This window comes from uncultured Modestobacter sp., from assembly GCF_947486615.1.
GTDB lineage: Bacteria > Actinomycetota > Actinomycetes > Mycobacteriales > Geodermatophilaceae > Modestobacter.
On sequence record NZ_CANKUD010000008.1, the window covers coordinates 203,010 to 224,067 of the forward strand.

At 71.8% G+C, this 21,058-nt stretch carries 22 protein-coding genes and 1 tRNA gene; 15 read left to right on the forward strand and 8 right to left on the reverse strand.

The window, feature by feature from the left end:
• Positions 1 to 52 precede the first annotated feature (52 nt).
• Both Q1A09_RS15945 and Q1A09_RS15950 read left to right on the forward strand, forming a co-directional pair.
• A complete protein-coding gene (locus Q1A09_RS15945; protein ID WP_299956840.1) occupies positions 53 to 805 on the forward strand; it encodes an isoprenyl transferase in 753 nt (250 codons plus the stop codon).
• Positions 802 to 1,086 (forward strand): hypothetical protein, encoded by a 285-nt coding sequence (locus tag Q1A09_RS15950; protein ID WP_299956843.1) that lies wholly within the window; start codon positions 802 to 804, stop codon positions 1,084 to 1,086. Before Q1A09_RS15945 ends, Q1A09_RS15950 begins: the two co-directional genes overlap by 4 nt.
• 42 nt (positions 1,087 to 1,128) lie before the next feature.
• Here the strand turns inward: Q1A09_RS15950 and Q1A09_RS15955 are convergent, their stop codons facing one another.
• Positions 1,129 to 1,464: a helix-turn-helix transcriptional regulator gene (locus Q1A09_RS15955; RefSeq protein ID WP_299956846.1), complete on the reverse strand. Its 336-nt coding sequence runs from the start codon at positions 1,462 to 1,464 to the stop codon at positions 1,129 to 1,131.
• 64 nt (positions 1,465 to 1,528) lie between these two features.
• Here Q1A09_RS15955 and Q1A09_RS15960 point away from each other — a divergent pair, with 64 nt between their 5' ends.
• On the forward strand, positions 1,529 to 1,807 hold the full coding sequence (locus Q1A09_RS15960; RefSeq protein WP_299956849.1) for an antibiotic biosynthesis monooxygenase: 279 nt from the start codon (positions 1,529 to 1,531) through the stop codon (positions 1,805 to 1,807).
• A 4-nt stretch (positions 1,808 to 1,811) separates the two neighbouring features.
• Here Q1A09_RS15960 and Q1A09_RS15965 read toward each other — a convergent pair whose 3' ends face one another.
• Both Q1A09_RS15965 and Q1A09_RS15970 read right to left on the reverse strand, forming a co-directional pair.
• Entirely contained in the window at positions 1,812 to 3,785 is a 1,974-nt protein-coding gene (locus Q1A09_RS15965; RefSeq protein WP_299956852.1) for a methyl-accepting chemotaxis protein, read from the reverse strand.
• A gap of 122 nt (positions 3,786 to 3,907) precedes the next feature.
• A complete protein-coding gene (locus tag Q1A09_RS15970; protein ID WP_299956855.1) occupies positions 3,908 to 4,420 on the reverse strand; it encodes a hypothetical protein in 513 nt (170 codons plus the stop codon).
• A gap of 143 nt (positions 4,421 to 4,563) precedes the next feature.
• On the opposite strand from Q1A09_RS15970, the gene Q1A09_RS15975 reads away from it, so the two are divergent.
• On the forward strand, positions 4,564 to 5,976 hold the full coding sequence (locus Q1A09_RS15975) for a glycine--tRNA ligase (RefSeq protein WP_299956858.1): 1,413 nt from the start codon (positions 4,564 to 4,566) through the stop codon (positions 5,974 to 5,976).
• Positions 5,977 to 6,066: 90 nt separating this feature from the next.
• Here the strand turns inward: Q1A09_RS15975 and Q1A09_RS15980 are convergent, their stop codons facing one another.
• Complete coding sequence (locus Q1A09_RS15980; protein ID WP_299956861.1) at positions 6,067 to 7,182, reverse strand: type IV toxin-antitoxin system AbiEi family antitoxin domain-containing protein; 1,116 nt, start codon at positions 7,180 to 7,182, stop codon at positions 6,067 to 6,069.
• Between the two features lie 343 nt (positions 7,183 to 7,525).
• Here Q1A09_RS15980 and dusB point away from each other — a divergent pair, with 343 nt between their 5' ends.
• The 6 genes from dusB to Q1A09_RS16010 all read left to right on the forward strand — a co-directional run bounded on the left by dusB (position 7,526) and on the right by Q1A09_RS16010 (position 13,764).
• Positions 7,526 to 8,683 carry a tRNA dihydrouridine synthase DusB gene (gene dusB, locus Q1A09_RS15985; protein ID WP_299956864.1) on the forward strand — a complete coding sequence of 386 codons (1,158 nt, stop codon included), beginning with the start codon at positions 7,526 to 7,528 and terminating at the stop codon, positions 8,681 to 8,683.
• 25 nt (positions 8,684 to 8,708) lie between these two features.
• The gene (locus Q1A09_RS15990; RefSeq protein ID WP_299956867.1) at positions 8,709 to 9,167 is read left to right on the forward strand and encodes a hypothetical protein; all 459 of its coding nucleotides are present in this window, start codon (positions 8,709 to 8,711) and stop codon (positions 9,165 to 9,167) included.
• Between the two features lie 67 nt (positions 9,168 to 9,234).
• Complete coding sequence (locus Q1A09_RS15995) at positions 9,235 to 9,855, forward strand: YdcF family protein (protein WP_299956956.1); 621 nt, start codon at positions 9,235 to 9,237, stop codon at positions 9,853 to 9,855.
• A gap of 11 nt (positions 9,856 to 9,866) precedes the next feature.
• Complete coding sequence (locus Q1A09_RS16000) at positions 9,867 to 10,376, forward strand: hypothetical protein (protein WP_299956870.1); 510 nt, start codon at positions 9,867 to 9,869, stop codon at positions 10,374 to 10,376.
• Positions 10,376 to 13,207 (forward strand): DNA primase, encoded by a 2,832-nt coding sequence (gene dnaG, locus Q1A09_RS16005; protein WP_299956873.1) that lies wholly within the window; start codon positions 10,376 to 10,378, stop codon positions 13,205 to 13,207. Before Q1A09_RS16000 ends, dnaG begins: the two co-directional genes overlap by 1 nt.
• Positions 13,204 to 13,764 (forward strand): hypothetical protein, encoded by a 561-nt coding sequence (locus tag Q1A09_RS16010; protein ID WP_299956876.1) that lies wholly within the window; start codon positions 13,204 to 13,206, stop codon positions 13,762 to 13,764. Before dnaG ends, Q1A09_RS16010 begins: the two co-directional genes overlap by 4 nt.
• Before the next feature lie 21 nt (positions 13,765 to 13,785).
• Here Q1A09_RS16010 and Q1A09_RS16015 read toward each other — a convergent pair whose 3' ends face one another.
• Positions 13,786 to 13,998 (reverse strand): hypothetical protein, encoded by a 213-nt coding sequence (locus tag Q1A09_RS16015; RefSeq protein ID WP_222193290.1) that lies wholly within the window; start codon positions 13,996 to 13,998, stop codon positions 13,786 to 13,788.
• Between the two features lie 73 nt (positions 13,999 to 14,071).
• The gene (locus Q1A09_RS16020) at positions 14,072 to 15,196 is read right to left on the reverse strand and encodes a diguanylate cyclase (protein ID WP_299956879.1); all 1,125 of its coding nucleotides are present in this window, start codon (positions 15,194 to 15,196) and stop codon (positions 14,072 to 14,074) included.
• A 93-nt stretch (positions 15,197 to 15,289) separates the two neighbouring features.
• Here Q1A09_RS16020 and Q1A09_RS16025 point away from each other — a divergent pair.
• The 4 genes from Q1A09_RS16025 (at position 15,290) to Q1A09_RS16040 (ending at position 18,743) form a co-directional block, all read left to right on the forward strand.
• Positions 15,290 to 15,362: transfer RNA gene (locus Q1A09_RS16025), tRNA-Asn, on the forward strand.
• A gap of 80 nt (positions 15,363 to 15,442) precedes the next feature.
• Positions 15,443 to 16,678 (forward strand): tyrosine recombinase XerC, encoded by a 1,236-nt coding sequence (locus Q1A09_RS16030; protein WP_299956881.1) that lies wholly within the window; start codon positions 15,443 to 15,445, stop codon positions 16,676 to 16,678.
• Positions 16,679 to 17,057: 379 nt separating this feature from the next.
• A complete protein-coding gene (locus Q1A09_RS16035) occupies positions 17,058 to 17,510 on the forward strand; it encodes a hypothetical protein (protein ID WP_299956884.1) in 453 nt (150 codons plus the stop codon).
• Positions 17,511 to 17,711: 201 nt separating this feature from the next.
• Positions 17,712 to 18,743: a M48 family metalloprotease gene (locus Q1A09_RS16040; protein ID WP_299956887.1), complete on the forward strand. Its 1,032-nt coding sequence runs from the start codon at positions 17,712 to 17,714 to the stop codon at positions 18,741 to 18,743.
• Between the two features lie 269 nt (positions 18,744 to 19,012).
• On the opposite strand, the gene Q1A09_RS16045 is transcribed toward Q1A09_RS16040, so the two are convergent.
• Both Q1A09_RS16045 and Q1A09_RS16050 read right to left on the reverse strand, forming a co-directional pair.
• Positions 19,013 to 19,207 carry an AlpA family transcriptional regulator gene (locus tag Q1A09_RS16045; RefSeq protein ID WP_299956890.1) on the reverse strand — a complete coding sequence of 65 codons (195 nt, stop codon included), beginning with the start codon at positions 19,205 to 19,207 and terminating at the stop codon, positions 19,013 to 19,015.
• A gap of 154 nt (positions 19,208 to 19,361) precedes the next feature.
• Positions 19,362 to 19,514: a hypothetical protein gene (locus Q1A09_RS16050; protein WP_299956893.1), complete on the reverse strand. Its 153-nt coding sequence runs from the start codon at positions 19,512 to 19,514 to the stop codon at positions 19,362 to 19,364.
• A gap of 853 nt (positions 19,515 to 20,367) precedes the next feature.
• Here Q1A09_RS16050 and Q1A09_RS16055 point away from each other — a divergent pair.
• Positions 20,368 to 20,961, forward strand: coding sequence for a hypothetical protein (locus tag Q1A09_RS16055; RefSeq protein WP_299956897.1), 594 nt, complete (start codon positions 20,368 to 20,370; stop codon positions 20,959 to 20,961).
• Positions 20,962 to 21,058 lie beyond the last annotated feature (97 nt).

Here is a 21,058-nt window from a genome sequence, read left to right on the forward strand (position 1 = left end):
CGAGGAGCGGAGCGATCCGCGGGAGCGAACCGGTGACAGGGTGAGGCGCGAGGTGAAGCAGCCGAACCCGCACCCCTCGGGCGCCACGCCGCCGGCGATCCCGGCGGACAAGGTGCCGCACCACGTCGCGATCGTGATGGACGGCAACGGCCGGTGGGCGAAGCAGCGGGGGCTGCCGCGCACCGCCGGGCACGAGGCGGGCGAGGCCTCGCTGTTCGACTGCGTCGAGGGCGCCATCGAGCTGGGCATCGGGGCGATCAGCGCCTACGCGTTCTCCACCGAGAACTGGAAGCGCAGTCCCGACGAGGTGAAGTTCCTGATGGGCTTCAACCGTGACGTGATCCGCCGCCGGCGCGACGAGATGCACGACCTCGGTGTGCGGGTGCGCTGGGCCGGGCGCCGTCCGAAGCTCTGGCGCAGCGTGATCAAGGAGCTGGAGATCGCCGAGGAGCTGACCCAGGACAACGACGTCCTGACCCTCACGATGTGCGTGAACTACGGCGGCCGGGCCGAGATCGCCGACGCCGCCGCGGCGATCGCCCGCGAGGTCGCCGCCGGGCGGATCAAGCCGGACAAGGTCACCGAGGAGACCGTCGCCCGGTTCCTCGACGAGCCGGACATGCCCGACGTCGACCTGTTCGTGCGCAGCTCCGGGGAGAACCGGACCAGCAACTTCCTGCTCTGGCAGGCGGCCTACGCCGAGCTGGTCTTCCTGGACACCCTGTGGCCGGACTTCGACCGCCGGCACCTGTGGCAGGCGTGCGAGGAGTACGCCAGCCGGCAACGCCGCTTCGGCAGCGCGTGAGCATCACCGCCGAGGCACTCGCTGAGCGCGCTGCGGGGGTGCTCGTCGCGGACCGGACCGGCACGGTCGTCCTGGCCCGGGAGTACGGCCCCGGGCTGGGCTACGGCCCCGTCGCCACGGCGGTGATCGCCGGCGTCGTCATCGCCGGCTGCGTCGTGGTGGTGCTGGGGTACCTGGCGATCAGGTTCCAGTGGTGGCGACAGGACCGCGGGGAGCAGATGACCCGCCGCAGCTCCCGCCGGGGAGGCGGAGATCCGGGCGAGCCGCCCCACGAGCCGTAGCTGCTGCGCTGCCGGTGGCGCGGCCCGCGATCGGCCGGGTGCTCAGTCGGTGCCGTGGGCGGCGTGGGCGAGGGCGTCGCGGACGATGTGCGCCACGTGCCCGTCGACCAGCCGGTAGTCGACCTCCCGGTGCCGGCGCACCCCGGTCACCAGGCCGGTGTCGCGCAGCACCCGCAGGTGCTGGGAGACCAGCGGCTGCGGCACGCCGAGCGCGTCCACCAGCTGGTGCACGCAGCGTGAGCCGTGCTCGTCGAGCAGGGTCACGATCGACATCCGCAGCGGTGAGGCGAGGGCGGCCAGCAGCTCGCTGGCGGCCTGGACGTCGGCGGGCACGGTCCGGGCCACCGGCCGGGTCGACGGGGTCACGGACGCGGACATGGGACCATCGTCCGAGCGGCTGAGAACGATTGTCAACTCTGTCGCCCACGAGGAGGCTGCCCCGTTGTTCGCCGTCACCCGTCTGCTCGTGCCCGACGAGGCCGCCGTCCCGGCGTTCCTGACCGCTGCCGGCGAGCTGCTGGCCGCGCTGGGCGAGCGCCCCGGCTTCGTCCGCGGAGAGCTCGGCCGGTCCGCCGACGCCCCGCAGCTGTTCGCGCTGTGCACCACCTGGGACGGCGTCGGTGCCTACCGCCGTGGCCTGTCCGCGGCAGAGGTGAAGATCGCCGGGGCGCCGGTGTGGGTGCACGCCCTGGACGAGCCCGGCGTCTACCTCACCGACTGATCCCTCAGGGCAGCTCGAAGCGCGCGACCAGCCCGCGCAGCTCCTCGGTGATCGAGGCCAGCGCCACCGCCGTCTCCCGGGTCGACTCGGTGGAGTCCGCCGTCGACCGCGCCGCCTCGGTCACCGACCGCACGTTGGCGCTGACCCCGTCGGTGCCGCTGGCGGCCTCGGCGACGTTGCGGCTCATCTCCGCCGTCGTCGCGCTCTGCTCCTCCACCGCGGAGGCGATCGTCTGCTGGAAGTCGTTGACCTGCCCGACGACCGCGGCGATCCCGGCGATGGACTCCGCCGCGCCGGCCGTGTCGGCCTGGATCGCCTCGACCCGCCGGACGATGTCCTCGGTGGCCCGCTGGGTCTCCTGGGCCAGCTCCTTGACCTCGTTGGCCACGACCGCGAAGCCCTTGCCCGCCTCCCCGGCGCGAGCCGCCTCGATCGTCGCGTTGAGGGCGAGGAGGTTGGTCTGCTCGGCGATCGAGGTGATCGCACCGACGACGTCGCCGATCTGCCGGGAGGACTCCCCGAGCCGGGCGACCATCGCGGTCGTCTCCTGGGCGGCGGCCACGGCCGAGGCGCCGACCCGGGCGGCCTCCGAGGTGGAGTGCGCGATCTCCCGGATCGAGGCGCCCATCTGGTCCGCGCCGGCGGCGACGGTGCGCACGTTGTCGCTGACCGCCTCGGTGGCGGCCCGGGCGTCGCCGGCGAGCTCGGTGCCGCGGGCGGCGTCCCGGGCGACGTCCTCGGAGAGCCCGCGCAGCTGCTCGGAGGCACCGGACAGGTCGCTGGTGCGGTCGCGCACGGCGTTCAGCGCGCCGCCCATCTTCTCCAGCGACCGGTTCAGCGCGGCCGCCAGCGTGCGCACCTCGTCGGTGCCCGACTCCGGCAGCCGGGGCCGCAGGTCGCCCTCGGCGACCTGCTCGAGCGCGGCGACGGCGCGGTCCAGCGGCCGGGTCAGGGCGCGGGCCACCAGCAGGGCGATGACGGCGACGATCGCGGCGACGATCACCGCCACCAGCAGCACTGCCCGCAGCAAGGACGACGCCGGGGCGACCGCGTCGGCGAGGTCCTCGCTGAGCACGACGCCCCATCCGTAGCCGGCGAACCCGAGCGCCCCCTGGGACGCCGACCAGCCGCGGACCTTCTCCGCGGCGGAACCGGTGCCGTCGGCGAGCTCGTCGGTGCCGTGCCCGGACTCCCCGCCGACCAGGGCAGTCGCGGCGGGGGAGTCGCCGGCGGTCAGGTCCAGCCCGTCCTCGGCGCCCGGCCCGACCAGGACGACGCCGTCGCTGCGCAGCATCTGCGCGGTCACGTCCAGGCCGCGGGTCTGCAGCCCGGCGACCTGTTCGTCCATGATCTGCCCGATCACCCGGGGCACCGAGGCCCAGTTGACCCACAGCCGCTGCACGCTGCCGTCCGGGCCGTACACGGGTGCGGCGAAGACGAGCGTGGCGTCGTCCCGGCCGGTGGCGGTGGCGACCAGCGGGTCGACCTCGGGGTCCTGCACGTAGGTCTTGCCGGCGGGCAGCGCCAGCGCCTCGGCGAACCACGGGCGGGTGGACAGGTCGGCGCCGGCGTAGCTGGCCGGGTCGATCGCCTCGCCGTCCCCGGTGACGCTGTTGCCGGCGACCACCCGGCCGGTCAGGTCGACGACCAGCAGCAGGTCGTAGATGACGTAGTTGGTGCTGTAGAAGTCCGCGGCCGCGGCGACGGTGGCCGGGTCGGCGGAGGCGTCGGGGTTGAACGCGAAGGCCTGCACGTCGCCGTAGCGCTCGAAGAGGTTCCGGTCGATCTTGTCGATCGTGGACCGGGCCTCGCTCTGCAGCAGCTCGCCGGAGTTGCGGACCCAGTCGCCCTCGCTGCGCTGCCAGGCGAAGACGCCGAGGGCGGCCAGCGGGACGGTGGAACAGGCGAGCACCACCAGCACCAGCAGGACGCGCAGGGAGCGCAGTCGCAGGGCCGTCGTGATGCGGTGGCCGGTCATCGTTCCTCGCTCCGGGACGCCACCTCGCCCCGGGACCCCGGGGCGCAGGTGTACACCCGGGAGATCGGCAGTCGGCCCGCCCGACGTGACCCGAACCGGCCGCTGACCTGCGCGAAGACCTCTCAGTTCCGGATCGGCCCCGTGCGCTCGACGGCGGTGACCGCCTGCCGGAGGGCGGCCAGGTCGTCCGCCAGTGCGGTCGTGGCGTCGCCGGGCTCGGCCAGTCGCCGGTCCAGCTGGTCGGCCAGCTGCTCGGCCTCGCGCGCGTCCTGGCCCTCGCCGCGCAGGGTGCGCAGCCGCAGCTGCCAGGCCCGCAGCTCCAGCCGGACGGCGGCGGTGGCCAGCGCGTCGTCCACCGCGCGGCCGGGCTGCTGGGCGGCGCGGCCGATCTCCACCGACAGCTCGTCGAGCCCTCGGTCCAGGTCGGCGGTGTAGACCGCCCAGGCAGCGGCCTCGGCGTCCTGGCACTGTGCGTGCACCCGGCGCACCCGGTCGCGCAGCGGCGCCAGCACGCCGCGCACCGCCGGGGCGACGTGCGGGTGGTCGCGACAGAGACCGGCCGTGGCGCGGGCCAGTCGCTGGTCGACCGCCGCCGGCCGGGCGGTGGGCGGGACGGCCGTCGAGGGAGCGGTCATGCCACGGACCGTAGGGACGCCGTCACGACGACGACCACCATCTGTCGGTGAACTCCCGGTGGCCGGTGCGGCCGGGACCCGGACCGGGGCGCCGACTACCGTCTGGGGGTCACTCGCCGACACCCCAGCCGGATGGAGCCCCCGTGCCCAGCGACACCGCCCCCGCCCGTACCGCCGACCCCGCCCGCCTGGAGAAGGTGGTCAACCTCTGCAAGCGCCGGGGGTTCGTCTTCCCCTCCGGTGAGATCTACGGCGGCACCCGCTCCGCCTGGGACTACGGGCCGCTGGGCGTGGAGCTGAAGGAGAACATCAAGAAGCAGTGGTGGCGCACCGTCGTCCAGAGCCGGGACGACGTCGTCGGCCTGGACTCCTCGGTGATCCTGCCCCGCCAGGTGTGGGTGGCCTCCGGTCACGTCGGTGTGTTCACCGACCCGCTGACCGAGTGCCAGAACTGCCACAAGCGGTTCCGGGCCGACCACCTCGAGGAGGAGTTCGAGGAGAAGAAGGGCCGCGCCCCGGAGAACGGCCTGCTCGACATCACCTGCCCGAACTGCGGCGTCAAGGGCCAGTGGACCGAGCCGCGCGACTTCAACATGATGCTGCGGACCCACCTCGGCCCGGTCGAGGACGAGTCGGGGCTGCACTACCTGCGCCCGGAAACCGCGCAGGGCATCTTCGTCAGCTTCGCCAACGTGATGGGCGCGGCCCGGAAGAAGCCGCCGTTCGGCATCGGCCAGATCGGCAAGTCCTTCCGCAACGAGATCACCCCCGGCAACTTCATCTTCCGCACTCGTGAGTTCGAGCAGATGGAGATGGAGTTCTTCGTCAAGCCCGGCGAGGACGCCGAGTGGCACGACTACTGGATCACCGAGCGCACCCGCTGGTACACCGACCTGGGCATCTCCCCGGACAACCTGCGGCACTACGAGCACCCGAAGGAGAAGCTGAGCCACTACTCGACGCGCACCGTCGACATCGAGTACCGGTTCGGGTTCACCGGCTCGGAGTGGGGCGAGCTGGAGGGCATCGCCAACCGCACCGACTTCGACCTGAAGACGCACTCGGAGCACTCCGGCACCGACCTGTCCTACTTCGACCAGGCCTCCGGCGAGCGCTGGACGCCCTACGTCATCGAGCCCGCGGCCGGGCTGACCCGCTCGCTGATGGCCTTCCTGGTCGAGGCCTACACCGAGGACGAGGCGCCCAACGCCAAGGGCGGCGTCGACACCCGCACGGTGCTCAAGCTCGACCCGCGGCTGGCGCCGGTGAAGGCCGCCGTCCTGCCGCTGTCGCGCAACGCCGACCTCTCGCCGAAGGCCCGCGGCCTGGCCGCCGAGCTGCGCAAGAACTGGAACGTCGACTTCGACGACGCCGGCGCGATCGGCCGCCGTTACCGCCGCCAGGACGAGGTCGGCACCCCGTTCTGCATCACGGTCGACTTCGACACCCTCGAGGACGACGCGGTGACCATCCGGGAGCGGGACACCATGTCCCAGGAGCGGGTCGCCCTCTCCCAGGTCGTCAGCTACCTGGGGTCCCGCCTCCCCGGCTGCTGACGGCCAGCGCAGCCTGCTGTCGCCCGGGTCAACCCGGCTGACCTGACGTTGAGCCGTGCCACGGCGCGGCTCAACGTCAGGTCAGGCGGCTCAACCCACCTGTCCGGCTCGATCCACCCCGACCAGGTGACCGGTTCGATCCACCCCCACCAGGTCGTCGACCCGGGCCAGCCAACCGGCGTCCCCGTCCGACGGGTCCCAGTGCCGGCCGGTGGATCGGGGGATCTCGGTCCAGTCCCGGATCGGCGGTCCGGGGGTGGACAGCATCCGCCGGACCAGCCGGTCGAAGTCGGCACGCCGGCTGCCCAGGTCGACGGCGGCAGCACGGACGAACCGGATGCCCCGGGACCGGAGCTCGTCCTCGGCCCGCTTCTCTCGCCAGAGCTCCTCTTCGGGGGTCCGCCCGAACGCCGGACGGCGGTACTTCACCCGGCCGTCGAACTCCAGGGCGACTGCCTGCTCGGGGTACCAGCCGTCGACGACCTTCACCAGCCGACCGTCGACCCAGAGCTCCACCTGCGGGACGAATGGCGGCAGGCCCAGCGCGGCGATGGTCAGCCGCCCGTGGGTCTCCAGCCACGACTCGGCCCGGCCGTCCGCGAGTGCGACCGCCCGCACGCTCCGCGGCACGCCGGGCACGCACGACTGCCGCTGCAGGACCCGGCCCAGCTCCTCGCGAGTGGTCAGCCCGCGCAGCAGGGCGGCGTCGGCGGCGGCCACAGCGTCCACCTCCGGCCAGTCCCGGGCGAGATCTACGACGGTGCGGGCCGCGGTCGTGACCCGGTAGGCGCCGCGCACTGTGACCTCGTCGTCCGGCAGCTCGGCCCGGGTCATCAGCCACCCGCGTCCCCGGCGCCACCGGTGCGGGTCGGTCAGCTCGACCGTCGGCGGGACGGACCTCGGACGGGGCAGGCCCCAGACCCACGCCGCCGTCGCCCCACTCAGGACGGCGGACGGCCGGGCCAAGCCGGTCGTGACGGCCAGCGCGTCGAGCCCGGGGCGCCGTCCGGTCCGCTCGACCTCGGCCAGGTCGCGTGCGGTGATGAAGACGCCGGTGCGGAGCCGCACCCACGTCCCGGCCCGGACCGCCGTCCGGACCTCGCGCTCCCCGATCCCGGCTCCGGTCAGCTCGGCGGTGGTGAAGACCCCCAACCGACGACGTCCTGGCTCGTCGACGGTCATCGGGACGGGCACCGAGACGGTCATCCCGGCAGCCTGACCGCCCGCTGGACCCGAGACGGGCGCTCGGAACCGCCGGTGGACGGACCGCTCGCCGGGGGACAGCGCCGGGCACCTGAGCCGCCAGCCTGCTAACCGCCGACCGGGTCAACCTGCTGCACCCGACGCCGAGCCGGGCACTGGCCGTGAGCCGGCGACCGGGTCAACCCGCCGGAGCTGACGTTGAGCCGCGTCATGGGACGGCTCAACGTCAGGCGAACCGGGTTGACCCACCCCTCCGTCTCGGTCACCCGGCCGTCTCGGCCACCCCGCCGAGCCGGGGGCCGGCCGTGAGCCCGGGCACACGGCGCAGCCACCTACCCTGGGAGCCGTGACCAGCACCCTCGAGCGGACGGCGGCGCTGCCCCCGTTGCAGCTCGGCGGGCTGACCGTCGAGCCGGCGGTGGTGCTCGCGCCGATGGCCGGCATCACCAACCCGGCGTTCCGGACGCTGTGCCGCGAGTTCGGCGCCGGCCTCTACGTCTGCGAGATGATCACCACGCGGGCGCTGGTGGAGCGCAACGAGAAGACCCTGCAGATGGTGCAGGCCGCGCCCGGTGAGGCCGACGCGTTCAGCGTGCAGTTGTACGGCGTCGACCCGGCCACCGTGGGCCGCGCGGTGGAGATGCTGGTCGACGAGCACGTCGCCGGCACCCGCCCGGCGCACATCGACCTGAACTTCGGCTGCCCGGTGCCCAAGGTGACCCGCAAGGGCGGCGGTTCGGCCCTGCCCTGGCACCGCGTGCTGCTGCGCGACATCGTCCGCGCCGCGGTCGGGGCCGCGCGCGACGTCCCGGTGACGATCAAGACCCGGATCGGGATCGACGCCGACCACGTCACCTACCTCGACGCCGGCCGGATCGCCCAGGACGAGGGCGCGGCCGCGATCACCCTGCACGGCCGCACCGCCGACCAGCTCTACAGCGGCACCGCCGACTGGGCGCCGATCGCCCGGCTGGTGGAGGCCGTCGACATCCCGGTGCTCGGCAACGGCGACCTCTGGGAGGCCGACGACGCGCTGCGGATGGTCGCCGAGACCGGCTGCGCCGGCGTCGTGGTCGGCCGGGGCTGCCTGGGCCGGCCGTGGCTGTTCGGCGACCTGGCGGCCGCGTTCGCCAGCTCGGCGCGGCGCACGATGCCGACCTTCCGCGAGGTGGCCGCGATCATGCACCGGCACGCCACGCTGCTGGCCGCCGACCAGGGCGAGGTGCACGGCTGCACCGACTTCCGCAAGCACGTCGCCTGGTACCTCAAGGGGTTCTCGGTCGGCTCCGACGTCCGGCGGGCGCTGGCCATGGTGTCCGGGCTGGACGAGCTGGCCGAGCTGCTGGACCGCATCCCCGACCAGCCCTACCCGGAGGCGGTGCTCGGTGCCCCGCGCGGGCGCACCAGCCCGCCGCGGCCGGTGGCGCTGCCCGAGGGCTGGCTGGCCGACCGTGACGACCCGCGCCCACCGGCCGGGGCCGAACTGCTGGTGGGCGGCGGATGACCCCCACCGGGACAGGAGCCGACCAGTGACGCAAGGCCCGTTCCTCTACGACGACGACCCGGCGCCGCTGCACACCGGCACGCCGCGCAACCGCAACGGCACGCTGCTGGCCCTGCTCGGCGTCACGGTGCTGATCGCGGTCGTCATGGTGGGGGGCATGACCCTCTACAAGGGGTCGGGGGACGACCAGTCGCGCGAGGTGGCCGGCGTCTTCACCGCCGCGCTGTCCCAGGGCGACCTCGAGACCGCCTACGGGCTGATCTGCGACGACGTCCGGGCGCAGGTGCCGCCCGACCAGCTGGCGGCGGAGTACCTGCAGCCGGGCGACCCGGAGGTGACCGGGTCGACCGAGACCGAGGTCGACGGCGAACCGGCGCGGCTGGTCCAGGTGCGCTGGGACGACGACGGGGCGGTCACCACCACGGAGCTGACCGTCGTCCCGGAGGGCGGCACGAAGGTCTGCGGCACCAGCACGGCGGGCTGAGCGGCACGCCGTCCCCAGGCCCGGCACCGAGGTCAGCCGGGCGTGGTACCCATGACGCGTGGCAGGGATGGCAGGGCGGCTGGCCGTCCGGGTGGCGGGGGCGTTGGTGACGGCGGCGGTGCTGCTGACCGGGTCCACGGCACTGGCCATCTGGTGGACGGCGCGGCAGGACGCCCGCCCGGACTCCGACGCGATCGTGGTGCTCGGGTCCGCGCAGTACAACGGCGTCCCGTCCTCGATCTTCGAGGCCCGGCTGGAGCACGCCCTGCGGCTCTACGAGGACGGCGTCGCGCCGCGGATCGTCACCGTAGGCGGCCGCGCCGCCGGTGACGAGTTCAGCGAGGCCGAAGCCGGCCGGCAGTACCTGGCCGAGGCCGGCGTGGACGAGGACGCGCTGCTCGCCGTCGAGGAGGGCGTGGACACCCTGGAGAGCATGCGGGCGGTGGGCGCGGAGTTCGACGATCGCGGCTGGCAGACCGCCGTGCTGGTGACCGACCCGTGGCACGTGCTGCGCGCCGAGCGGATGGCCGAGGACGCCGGCATCACCGCCAGCAGCTCGCCGACCCGGCAGGGCCCGGCGGTGCACACCCGTACGACGCAGTTCAGGTACATCCTGCGCGAGACGGCCGCGTACCTGCTCTACCGCGCCACCGGCGAGAGCGTCGCCGGCGCGCCGGGGATCGGCTGAGGAGGAGGACCGTGCTGGAGCTGGGCAAGAGCGGGTCGCACGGCACCCCGAAGGGCACCGTGCCGGTGCTGGAGGGCGAGGCCGTGGTGGCGACGCTGCACGCGTCGAACTGGAAGGAGGCCGCGACCGCCGTCATCGGCGACCGCACCTGGGTGTTCGGCAAGCGGGGGCGTGAGCTGACCGCCCGCTGGGAGGCCGAGCCGGACGACGCCGTGCGGCTGCGCGCGCGGCAGACGTCGTTGTGGAAGGGCACCTGGCAGCTGGAGCTGGACGGCGCGACCGTGGAGATGACCAGCAGCTCGTGGTGGCAGGGCACGCACCGCTACACCACCGGCGGCCGCACCGTGGCCGAGAGCGGCACCACCGGTGGCTGGTCGCCGCGCCCGACGCTGACCGCGGACGACGACCTGCCGCTGGCCACCCGGGTGTTCCTGCTGTGGATCGAGCTGGTGGTCACCCGGCGGAACAACGCCGTGGTCGTCGGCGCGACGTCCGCGGCGGTCATCGGCGGGAGCAGCTGATGGCCGGCCGGGGACGCATCCGTGCTGCGGACATCGCGCTGGTCCGCGAGCGCACCAAGATCGACGAGATCATCGGCGAGCACCTGCAGCTCAAGCGCGCCGGCGGCGGCAGCCTCAAGGGGCTGTGCCCGTTCCACGACGAGAAGTCGCCGTCCTTCCAGGTGACCCCGTCGCGAGGGCTGTACCACTGCCTGGCGGGCGAGACCGGGGTGCTCACCGAGGACGGCACCATCCCGATCCGCGAGCTCGCCGGCAAGACCGTGCGGGTGCTGAACGGGGACGGTGGCTGGGTCGAGGCGCCGTTTCGGAGCTACGGCGTCCAGCGGTTGATGCGCCTGACGCTGACCCGGAACGGCCGGACCAAGATCGTGCACGCCACGGACGAGCACCGGTGGTTCGTCCCGTCGGGTGCACTGCGGCAGCAGCGCCGCGAGAAGCTCACCAAGGACCTGCGCCCCGGCGACCGGCTCTCGCACTCGTTCCCGGTCAGCCGCGTGCTCAACCCGGCCACCCGGCCCTCGCCGTTCGGGGTGGCGCGTGGGCTGGTCTACGGCGACGGCACGCGTTCAGGGGCCGGGTCCATCGCCGTCCTGTACGGCGACAAGGACGCGCAGCTCGCCCACTTCTTCGACGGCTGCCGAAGCTGGTCCGACGAGCGCGGCACCCGCTTCTACGGGCTGCCCGCGTACTTCAAGGACGAGCGCCCGTCGCTGGACGACGACACGTCCTATCTGCTCGGCTGGCTGGCCGGCTACTTCGCTGCCGACGGCTGTGTGGCCGAGGACGGCGACGCGATTCTGAACTCCGCGAACCCGGACGACCTGGAGTACGTGCGGCGGCTGTGCACCCGACTGGGCATCGGCACCTTCGGCATCGCGAAGCAGAACCGGGTCGGCATCGACGGCGTCCCGAGCGACATCTACAACCTGCGCTTCATGACCAAGGGCTTGCCCGAGTCGTTCTTCCTGATCGACCAGCACCGCGAGCGGCACCTGGCCCGTGACAAGAAGTACGAGCGGAAGAACTGGGTCGTCCAGTCGGTCGAGTGGAGCGACCGGGTCGAGGAGGTCTACTGCGCCGAGGTGCCCGGCACCCACGCGTTCACGCTCGAGGACAACCTGCTCACCGGCAACTGCTTCGGGTGCGGGGTCGGCGGCGACGTCATCCGGTTCGTGCAGGAGATCGACCACCTGTCGTTCTCCGAGTCGGTGGAGCTGCTGGCCGGCCGGGCCGGGGTGCAGCTCAAGTACGAGGACGAGGGGGGCCGCGCGACCGCGGGCCCGGACCGGGCGCACGCCGGTCAGCGGGCCCGGCTGGTGGCCGCGAACGCCGCGGCCGCGGAGTTCTACGCCGCCCAGCTGATGACCCCCGAGGCCGCACCGGCGCGCAGCTTCCTCGCCGATCGTGGCTTCGACCGGCAGGTGGCGCTGGACTTCCACTGCGGCTACGCCCCCGGCGGCTGGGACACGCTGACCCGGCACCTGCGCGGGCTGGGCTACTCCCAGGACGAGCTGGTCACCGGCGGCCTGGCCAAGGAGTCGTCGCGGGGCACGTTGATCGACCGGTTCCACCGCCGGCTGATCTGGCCGATCCGCGACCTCACCGGTGACGTGATCGGCTTCGGTGCCCGCAAGCTGATGGACGACGACCCGGGCCCGAAGTACCTGAACACCCCGGAGACCCCGCTCTACAAGAAGAGCTCGGTGCTGTACGGCGTGGAGCGGGCCAAGCGCGACATCGCCCGCAACCACCAGGCCGTCGTCGTCGAGGGCTACACCGACGTGATGGCCTGCCACGTCGCCGGGGTGACCACGGCGGTCGCCTCCTGCGGCACGGCGTTCGGCCCGGAGCACATCAACGTGCTGCGCCGGCTGCTGATGGACCAGGACGAGTTCCGCGGGGAGGTGGTCTACACCTTCGACGGCGACGCGGCCGGTCAGGCGGCGGCGATGAAGTCGTTCAAGGAGGACCAGCGCTTCGTGGCGCAGACCTTCGTCGCGGTCGAGCAGGAGGGCCGCGACCCGTGCGAGCTGCGCCAGGCGCACGGGGACGCCGCGGTGCGTGACCTGATCGCCCGGCGCACGCCGCTGATCGAGTTCGTGCTGCGGACGATGCTGGGCGAGTACGACCTGGACACCGTGGAGGGCCGGGTCGCCGCGCTGGAGAAGACCGCCCCGCTGCTGGCCCAGATCAAGGACCACGCGCTGCGCCCGGCCTACGCCCGCCGGCTGGCCGGCCTGCTCGGCCTGCCCGACGAGAGCGAGGTCGTCGCCCGGGTGCGGGCACTGGCGGGGGACACCGGCGGCAGCCGCCCCAAGCAGCGGCCGCGGACGCCACAGCGCACCCCGGACGACGCCGCGGTGGAGGTGGAGCGGGAGGCGGTCAAGGCGGCGCTGCAGTGCCCGGAGATCGCCGGGCCGCAGTTCGACGCGGTGGAACCGAGCCTCTACACCCACCCGGACTATGCAGCGGTGGCCGCGGCGGTGCAGGCGGCCGGGGGAGCGGCGAGTGCGACGGCGACCGGGCCGGAGTGGCTGGACGAGGTGTCGGCGCACTGCGACCGGGAGACGGCGAAGGCGATGCTGACCGCGCTGGCGGTGGAGCCGTTGCACGCGGTGGGGGAGAACGACCCGACCTACGTCAACGCGCTGATGGCCCGGCTGCACGAGATGGCGACGGTCCGGGAGATCGCGGCGCTGAAGGGCAAGCTGCAGCGCACGAACCCGATCGAGGCCCAGGACGAGTACATGCGGGCGTTCAAGAAGCTGATGGACCTGGAACAGCTGGCCATCTCGCTGCGCAAGCGTGCGGCCGGCGGCCTGACCCCGTGAGCCTGATCGGGGCGGTGCGTGCGCGGTTCGCCCGCCCGCCCGAGCCGGTGCGCGCCGCCGTCGACACGGACGCCGACGAGCGGGTGCTGGCCTGGGGGGAGCGGGTCGACGGCGGCTGGACAGTGGCCACCTCGCGGGGGCTGCGCGTCGTCCCGGGGCCGGGGTCCAGCACGCCTCCGGTGCTGGGGTGGCACGAGATCGCCACCGCGCGCTGGGCGGCGGCCGGTGCGGGCGGCACCTTCACGGTGGTGCCGCTGACCGAGGTGGAGCCGGGGGTGCAGGCCCGCCAGCCGGCGCAGCGGCACGTGTTGCGCACCGCCGGCGAGCTGCCCGGCGTGCTGCGCACCCGGGTCGACCGCACCGTGGTGACCAGCCAGCGGCACCCGCTGCCCGGCGGTGGCGCAGTGCTGCTGGTGGCCCGACGGGTGCCCGGTCAGGCGGCCCGGGAGTGGACGGTCGTGTTCGACGACGACGCCGACCGGGACGACCCGGCGGCTCGCGAGGCGGCCAGGCAGCGGCTGGCCGCGGCGGTCGACGCCGACGACCCGACCCGCTGACCGCCGGGCCGCCTCAGTGGGTCAGCGCGGGCCGGTCTCGTTGCCCAGCCGGGTCTTGACCGAGTCGACCGCGGCGTCGGCGCGGGCCTGGGCCATGCCGGCAGCGGTCTGCAGGCGCGGGTCGTCCTTGGCGTGCTGGTAGACGCGGCGGATCTGCTCGTAGCGCTCACGGCCGGCCCGGGCGCCGAGGACGTAGCCGGCACCGAAGCCGGCGAGGAAGGACAGCTTGGCCACGGGGGACCTCCTGGTCTCGGGGAAGCGATGACGCTACCGGCCAGCTCCCGAGGTCACCCGGTGAGGCCGCAGGTCACCGGGCGAGCGCGGGCTCGCGGCCCGGCCGTGCGTGGACGACGCGGTCGCGCCCGGCCCGCTTGGCCGCGTACAGCGCCCGGTCGGCGGTGCTGAGCAGGCCGAGGACGGCGGCCGCCGGGTCGGAGTCGGCGGCCAGGTGGGCGGTGGCCACGCCGACGCTGACCGAGACCGCGGGGAGGTCGGGTCCGGTGGTCTCGTGCACGGCGGTGCGCAGCCGCTCAGCGGCGGCGACGACGTCCGCGGCGGTCGGGAAGTGGGAGATCCAGCCGAGCTCCTCGCCGCCGAGCCGGACCAGCAGGTCCTCGGCGCGGGCGACCCGGGTGAGCGTCTGGGCGACGGCGGTGAGCACCCGGTCGCCGACCGCGTGCCCGTGGGTGTCGTTCACGCTCTTGAAGTGGTCGAGGTCGATGGCCATCACGGTCACCGGCTGGCCGGCCGCGGCAGCCGCGCGCAGCAAGGCGCCGGCCCGCTCCTCGATCCCGCGCCGGTTGGCCAGCCCGGTGAGCGGGTCGGTGACGGCCAGGGTGCGGGCCAGGTCGCGGGCGGCTTGCATGCGGCGGACCAGGACGGTGACGACGCTGATCGGCGCGACCACCATGGCGACCATCATGAGCGCCGCGTAGGCCCGCAGCACGGGCGGTGCCGGCAGGTTGAGGCTGATCGCGACGACCCCGACGACGGCGACGGCCGTGGTGATCGCCACGCCGCGGGCGCGCAGCAGCATGGCCGATGCCACCGGGACGACGACCAGGGCGGTGGCGCACATCCAGCGGACGTTGAGGTCGTCGAGGCCGACGCCCAGGACGACCATCACGGTGCTGGCGAGGGCGACCAGCGTGCCGCTGTCCCAGGGGCCGAGGCGGCGGCGCAACGCCACGTAGCCGGCCATCGCCGTCCACACCGTCGCGCCGGCGACGCCGAGGCGGGCGTCGCCGAGCGCGCCGACCGACCACCGGTAGGCGCTGAGTGCGTACAGCGGCAGCGCGGCGGTGAGGCAGATGACGAGGATGGTGGCGGCGCCCCACTCCATGCGGGCGGTGGCCCTCGCCACCACCGATCGCCACGCCGTCACCATGGAGAGGACGTCGGCATCGGCGGCTGGTGGCTGGAGCGTCGTCACCCTGGTGGGGGACGACGCGCCCGGAGACCCCCGCCGGGAGCATCGCCGGCGGTGGGGTAACCTCTACGAGCGCGCGGGCACACCACCCGTCGTTCCCCCGTAGCTCAATTGGCAGAGCATGCGACTGTTAATCGCAGGGTTATAGGTTCAAGTCCTATCGGGGGAGCTCTGACCAGGGCTTATAGCTTTGGGGCTTCCAACCAGGCATCATCAACTCATCGGAAACCGATGAGGGGGCGGCGCCGCATGGGACGACCACCGCTGCCGGTGGGTACGTTCGGCAAGATCGGCTTCCTGCTCCTGCCCAGCGGTGAGGTGCAGGCCCGCGCCCGCTTCCGGGACTTCGACGGCCGCACCCGGCTGGTCTCCAAGACCGGAACCAGTCGCGCCGCCGCCGAGCGGGCGCTGAAGACCGAGCTGGCCGCCCGCCGTGGCCCCGGGGGAGCCGGGGTCATCACCGCCAGCTCCCGGGTGTCCGCGCTCGTCGAGGCCTGGCTGGCCACCGACCACGGCTGGTCGACCGGTACTGAGCGCACCTACCGCTCCGTCATCCGCACGTCAGTGCTGCCCGCCTTCGGCCAGCTGACGCTGCAGGAGGTCACCCCCGGGCGGGTCGGCCGGGCGCTCACCGCGATCGCCAAGGCCAGTGGGCCCGGGGCGGCCAAGACTGCCCGGGCGTGCTTGTCGGGCATGTTCTCCCAGGCCATCGACGACGGCGCCATCACCGCCAACCCCGTGCGCGACGTCACCGTCCGGATCGACACCACCGCGAAGAAGGCGCCGCGGGCGCTCACGGTTGAGCAGACCGCGCGGCTGGTCGAGCTGCTCCGGGGGAGTGGCCGGGCCAACGACCTGGACCTGCCCGACCTGGTCGACTGGATGCTCGCGACCGGCGCCCGGATCGGCGAGGCGGTGGCGCTGCGGACGGGGGAGACCGCCGGTCGGCCGCTGCTGGACCTGGACGCCGGCACCTGGGAGGTCAACGCCACCGCGGTGCGGGTGCCCAAGCAAGGGATGGTCGTGCAACCGCGGACCAAGACCGCCGCCGGCTGGCGGATCGTCGCGGTGCCGGACTTCGCGGTCGAAATGGTGCGCCGCCGGCTGACGTCACCCCTGCGGCCGGACACCGCGCTGGTGTTCCCGGCCCCGTTCGCCGGGACGTTGCGCGACCCGAACAGCGTCTCCGGCGACCTGCGCCAGCTGCTGGACTCCTTCGAGTGCGAGGTCTGCGACGGGACCGGCCTCCAGCCGGCGACGAGCAAGACGGCGGCCGGCCGCCCGGTTCGCTGCGCTGAGGGGCCGTGGTCGTGGGTCACCTCGCACACCTTCCGCAAGACCGTGGCCACCCGGCTGGACGAAGCAGGCTTCACCCCGCGCCAGGTCGCTGATCAGCTCGGCCACGCCAACCCGTCGATGACTCTGGACGTCTATTTCGGCCGCCAGGTGGTCAGCGCCGAAGCCGCCCGGGTGCTCGGTCGATGACGGGTCACCTGCTGCGACGGTTAGGCGACCTGATTGACGCTGACTTGCAACCGCGACCGCCGACGTTCGCCCGGCTGCTGCAGATCGGCAGGGGCTTGGGGTATCCCTAAGCGGCCCACTCTGGGACACCCTCCAGGTAGGCCCGGGCGCAGAAGCCGGCGGCGTTACGGACGGCTGCCATCGCAACGGAGTAGAGGATGGCTGCCTGACCACGACACCCCTGCCGTCGCAACTCCTCAGCTCGACCCCGTACCGGCGAGTCGGCGCTTGATTACCCGAGCCCTAGTGATGCAGCCTGAGCCTGTCCGGTTGTCGGCCCTGGGCTACCCAGCGGTGGGCATCCTTGTCCATCATGGCAACAACCCCGAGGGCGGACCTCATGAAGCATGACCTGTCGCCGCAGGAAACCGCCCTTGTCCTTGACGTGGTGCAGGCGACGCAGCCAGACGAAACCGAACTCGCACAAGAATTGTTGCGGCCCCCGAGTCGGTGGGTCACGTTTCATCGCAATTCTGGTCCCGCGGGTTTCGGTGCGGAAGCCGTAGTCGATCTGGTAGCTCCTTACGCGATTGTGGTTGGAGCTTGGGCCTTTGGCGTCGTCCATGGCGAAGCTAAAGCGATCCTCGATGAAAAGCTGAAGTTTTGGACGCGCAAGGTTCTTGGACGCCACGTAGAACCGCCACAGACGGCGGGTCGTGCGACAGAGTCGCTGAGCATGGATGAGTTGGAGCAGGAGATCGCCCGCCTCGCCGGCGACCTCAATATGAAACCAGAAAAGGCGCGTGTGCTGGCTGCCGCAATAGTTAGCCGAATTCAGAAAGGGCAGGCATAGGCAGTGCGTCCTCGCGGGCGCGGCAGGAACACGGTCGCCTTTGTTCGATCATCAGCAAACATCCACGCCTGGCCAAGTGCCGTCGCAACTCTCACCTTTTGGATTCATGCCGAGATCAATGCTGGTCTCCTGCTAGTGGTCACAAACGTACTGCTCGCAGGCCAGCTCTCACGGTGGCGTCGGAGAGTCCCCAAGGGCGCCGTGGCGTGGGACGTTGAACAGCATGGCCACCTGTCCGACCACTTCGAAGGACGGTCTATCACCCCGAGCGTTGTGATTGTCCCCGGGACGCGCCCATCGGCCAGTGTGCGCGGCCCCTTCAATCGCCCGGTCGTCGTGCTCAGCAGAGCAGCTGCACTACATTGGCAACGCAATCCGATGGCCCGTGAATCTCAGTGGGCCCACGAGTGCGCGCACATCGGGCTGGCAGACTCGCTCGTCTACTATCACCTATCCAGCGCTTTGGTCATCGCGGTTCTTGTCCAACTGACACTGGTGCGCAGCGATCCATACACGACTGTAGCTCTGCTATTGATCGCGGTACTGGCCGCAGCCAACTCCCGCGGGTATAGCCGTGCCAGGGAATTGGCTGCAGACGCCATTTCTGCGGGAGTCGTTGGCGACGCAGTTCGAGATCAACTTGCCAACCATACGATCCTCGACACTCCTCGGTTCGGACTGCTCGCGTTTCACCCGTCCGTCACCAAGCGAGTAGAGGCCCTGGGCAATCCTAAAGCCATCTTTTCAGGCTTGTCGCTTCCATGTGCCACACTGGGTGGCATCGCCGTTGTGCTCGCAGGACAACTCAACGTACTACTGTCCAGGGCAGCATTCCCGATCTTCGATATTCCACTTTCAGCCATTCTGGCCGCTGCACTAGTTGGCGGCGCCGTGGCGCGGACCCTGTCCTTCGGATCGCTACTCAGGCCGAGATGGACGCCATGGTGGCTCCTTTCGCTTGTAGCCGGGTCATTTCTGGCGACTGTAGTCCTGACCTCACCTCGTCGGAGTTGGCTTGAGCTGGCAGCTCTGTTTGCGTCAGCCGGCGTCTTCAGCGTTATGGTTGCAGCAATCTTAGTGGCAGTCAGCTTCGCTCTGTGGTTCATTAGCCGCCGCGACGGTGATGAGTTCGACTTCCGGATGATGGGGATTCAAAGCACCATCGCTGCCGTTATGGTTGCCTCGGCCTGGGTCTCGCCACTTGCCTTGCTGCTGAGTGACATCCTCGCGTAAACAGTGCCCGCTGGCCCTCGTCCACCGAATGCGTCAGCGGGCACGACCGGTGAACGTGACTAAAGAGGTCATACGTATGAGTCCTTGAAGCCGCCTTCAGGGACGGAGGTTGCCGGCGGCGCGAACGTGGTCGAGGAGGTCCAGGACCTGACGGGGTGTCGGTCGATTCGGCTGGGTCACCTATCCGAAGGTTCACCAGGCCGAGCTATGGCAGCGCAGCGGACAGGGCTTTCGGTTAGCAGCGATGGTCCGGTGGCGGCTCGATCGGCTCAGCGGGTGCCGTGCAGCGACGCCGCGACCTTGGTTTCCCACCACCGGTCGCACTCCGCCTCGTCGTAGAGCACCCGACGGCCGACCTTGACCCCGGTGGGGCCGATGCCGACGTGACGCCAGTAGCGGACGGTGGCCGGGCTGGTGCGGAAACGGGCGGCGACCTCTTCGGTGGTCAGCAGACGAACGGTCATGGCATCTCCTCAGTCGACGACGGGTAGTGCCGGTCACCCCCAGGAGGCGCTGGTGTCGTTCGATTGCTGCCAGCCACGTCGGGGTGAGACCGCTTCGGGTGCTCCCGGGGCGGCCTGCGGAGGCGTCACCCCGTTGTCACCCCGACCGGTGCGGTCACGCCCATCGACCGACGGGCGCATGAGCTCCCAGGCTGCGCCGCTGAGCGGCGCGGACGACGTCCTGCGCGGCGACGGCGATGGCCAACAGGTGCCGGTCGTAGACCGCTCCGCTGTCCAGCTGCTGAACGAGTGCGCCGAGCAAATCCACCCAGGCGAGCTGGCGAGGGAGCGGGGGAGGCTGCTGGGTGGGCACCGCAACTACTCGCTCGACGACTTCAACCGCGGACCGGCCCGAGGCTGCCGCCCGCTTCTGCTCCCAGGCGCGCTTCCGGCAGGTGCTTGAGCACCACTTCGGGATCGGTCCACTCGCCCGCGGTGTGATGGGACCGCTGCACCAGCCGCAGGCCGTGGCGGCGGCCCGCCGCGCGCTGCCGCTCGCGGGAGTCGGTACCGGCTCCCGGACCGGTGCACGGTTCTGGCGAGCCACGGCGCGCTCCTGCTGATGACGACGGTGACGCTTCCGCTCTCGTCGGCGAGCGCGGTAGTCGTCGGTTCGTCGGGTACCCATGCAGGCCACTGTCCGTATCAAGGTGCATGGACTCGTCACCACGAATCGGGCAAACCCTGAGTGCAAGAGGTGTGTCAGGTCGTGGTCTTGTTTCTTGGTGAGGGCGGTCAGAGGCGGGCCGAGGTGCTCCGCAGACGGTCTGGCGCCGCTCCGCGCAGGAGGAGCTTGATTGCGCCTGTCCGTGTCGCCCGGGGACTCCGGAGGGCCTGCGAGTGTCCGACTGGCCGTCGGGAGGTCGATTCCCACTCCGGGTCGCTCCTGCTGAAGGAGCGTGCCGTACACCGCTCCGATCCCGGACACGCTTCCGGGCGGCCTATTCGGGACGACTCGCCGGATGAACCAAATTGGTGCTGTCAGTTTCCCGATGGCGATTGGGCATGCGGGGACGCATGGGCGATGTAAGGCAGGCACGGCGTCTCTAGGTCGAAGCGGAGCGATCGAACCACTCTCGGCGAGCCGCTCGCCTGTGGGATAGCTTCGGCAGACTGACCCCATGAAGCCGAGTCAGCGCTACTTGCAGGACTCCAACCTGATGATGGAGTTCCGCAACGCCTACGTGGAGCTGATCAACCACGCTCACGCGGCCCCTACGGGCCTCACCCTGACGGTGCTCAAGGCGGCGCCTGGGGTGAGCCAAAGCGAGTGGACGCGCCTCTACTCGGAGGTGTCTCAGGCAGCCGGCGCCGCGGCATCCGCCTATCCCCGATATGGCGGCACCTTCACTCTGCGCAACGCGGCGTACATCATGCACAACGTTGACCCGGTCGCGAACTGGCAGATGAGCATCCAGGACCCGCAGCAGCTTGAACCGACAACGATCGTCTCCACCGTCGAGGCCGCGATTTCCCGGTCGCGGCAGGCGTCGGTAGAGGCAGCCGAACGTGAGCGCGGACTGACTGGCCTACTCGCGGCGTTCCTCCGCTGGCCGTCCAACCTCCGCGAGGCTGTGGGGCCCGATCACTCGGCGCAACGGACCGCAGCCGGAGTCATCGGCATAGTGGGCCAGATCCTGGTCGGGATCGTGGCTTCGCTGTTGGCGGCGGGCCTGGTCGCGGGAGGCGTTGCGCTCTGGGGAACAGTGTTCTAGCCGTTGAACAGGTGGCAGCGGTGTAGACGAGGCCCTCGAGATCGGACCACTGCAGCCCGGTGGCATAAGTTGAAGCAGGCTTGATGCTGGTTCCGGC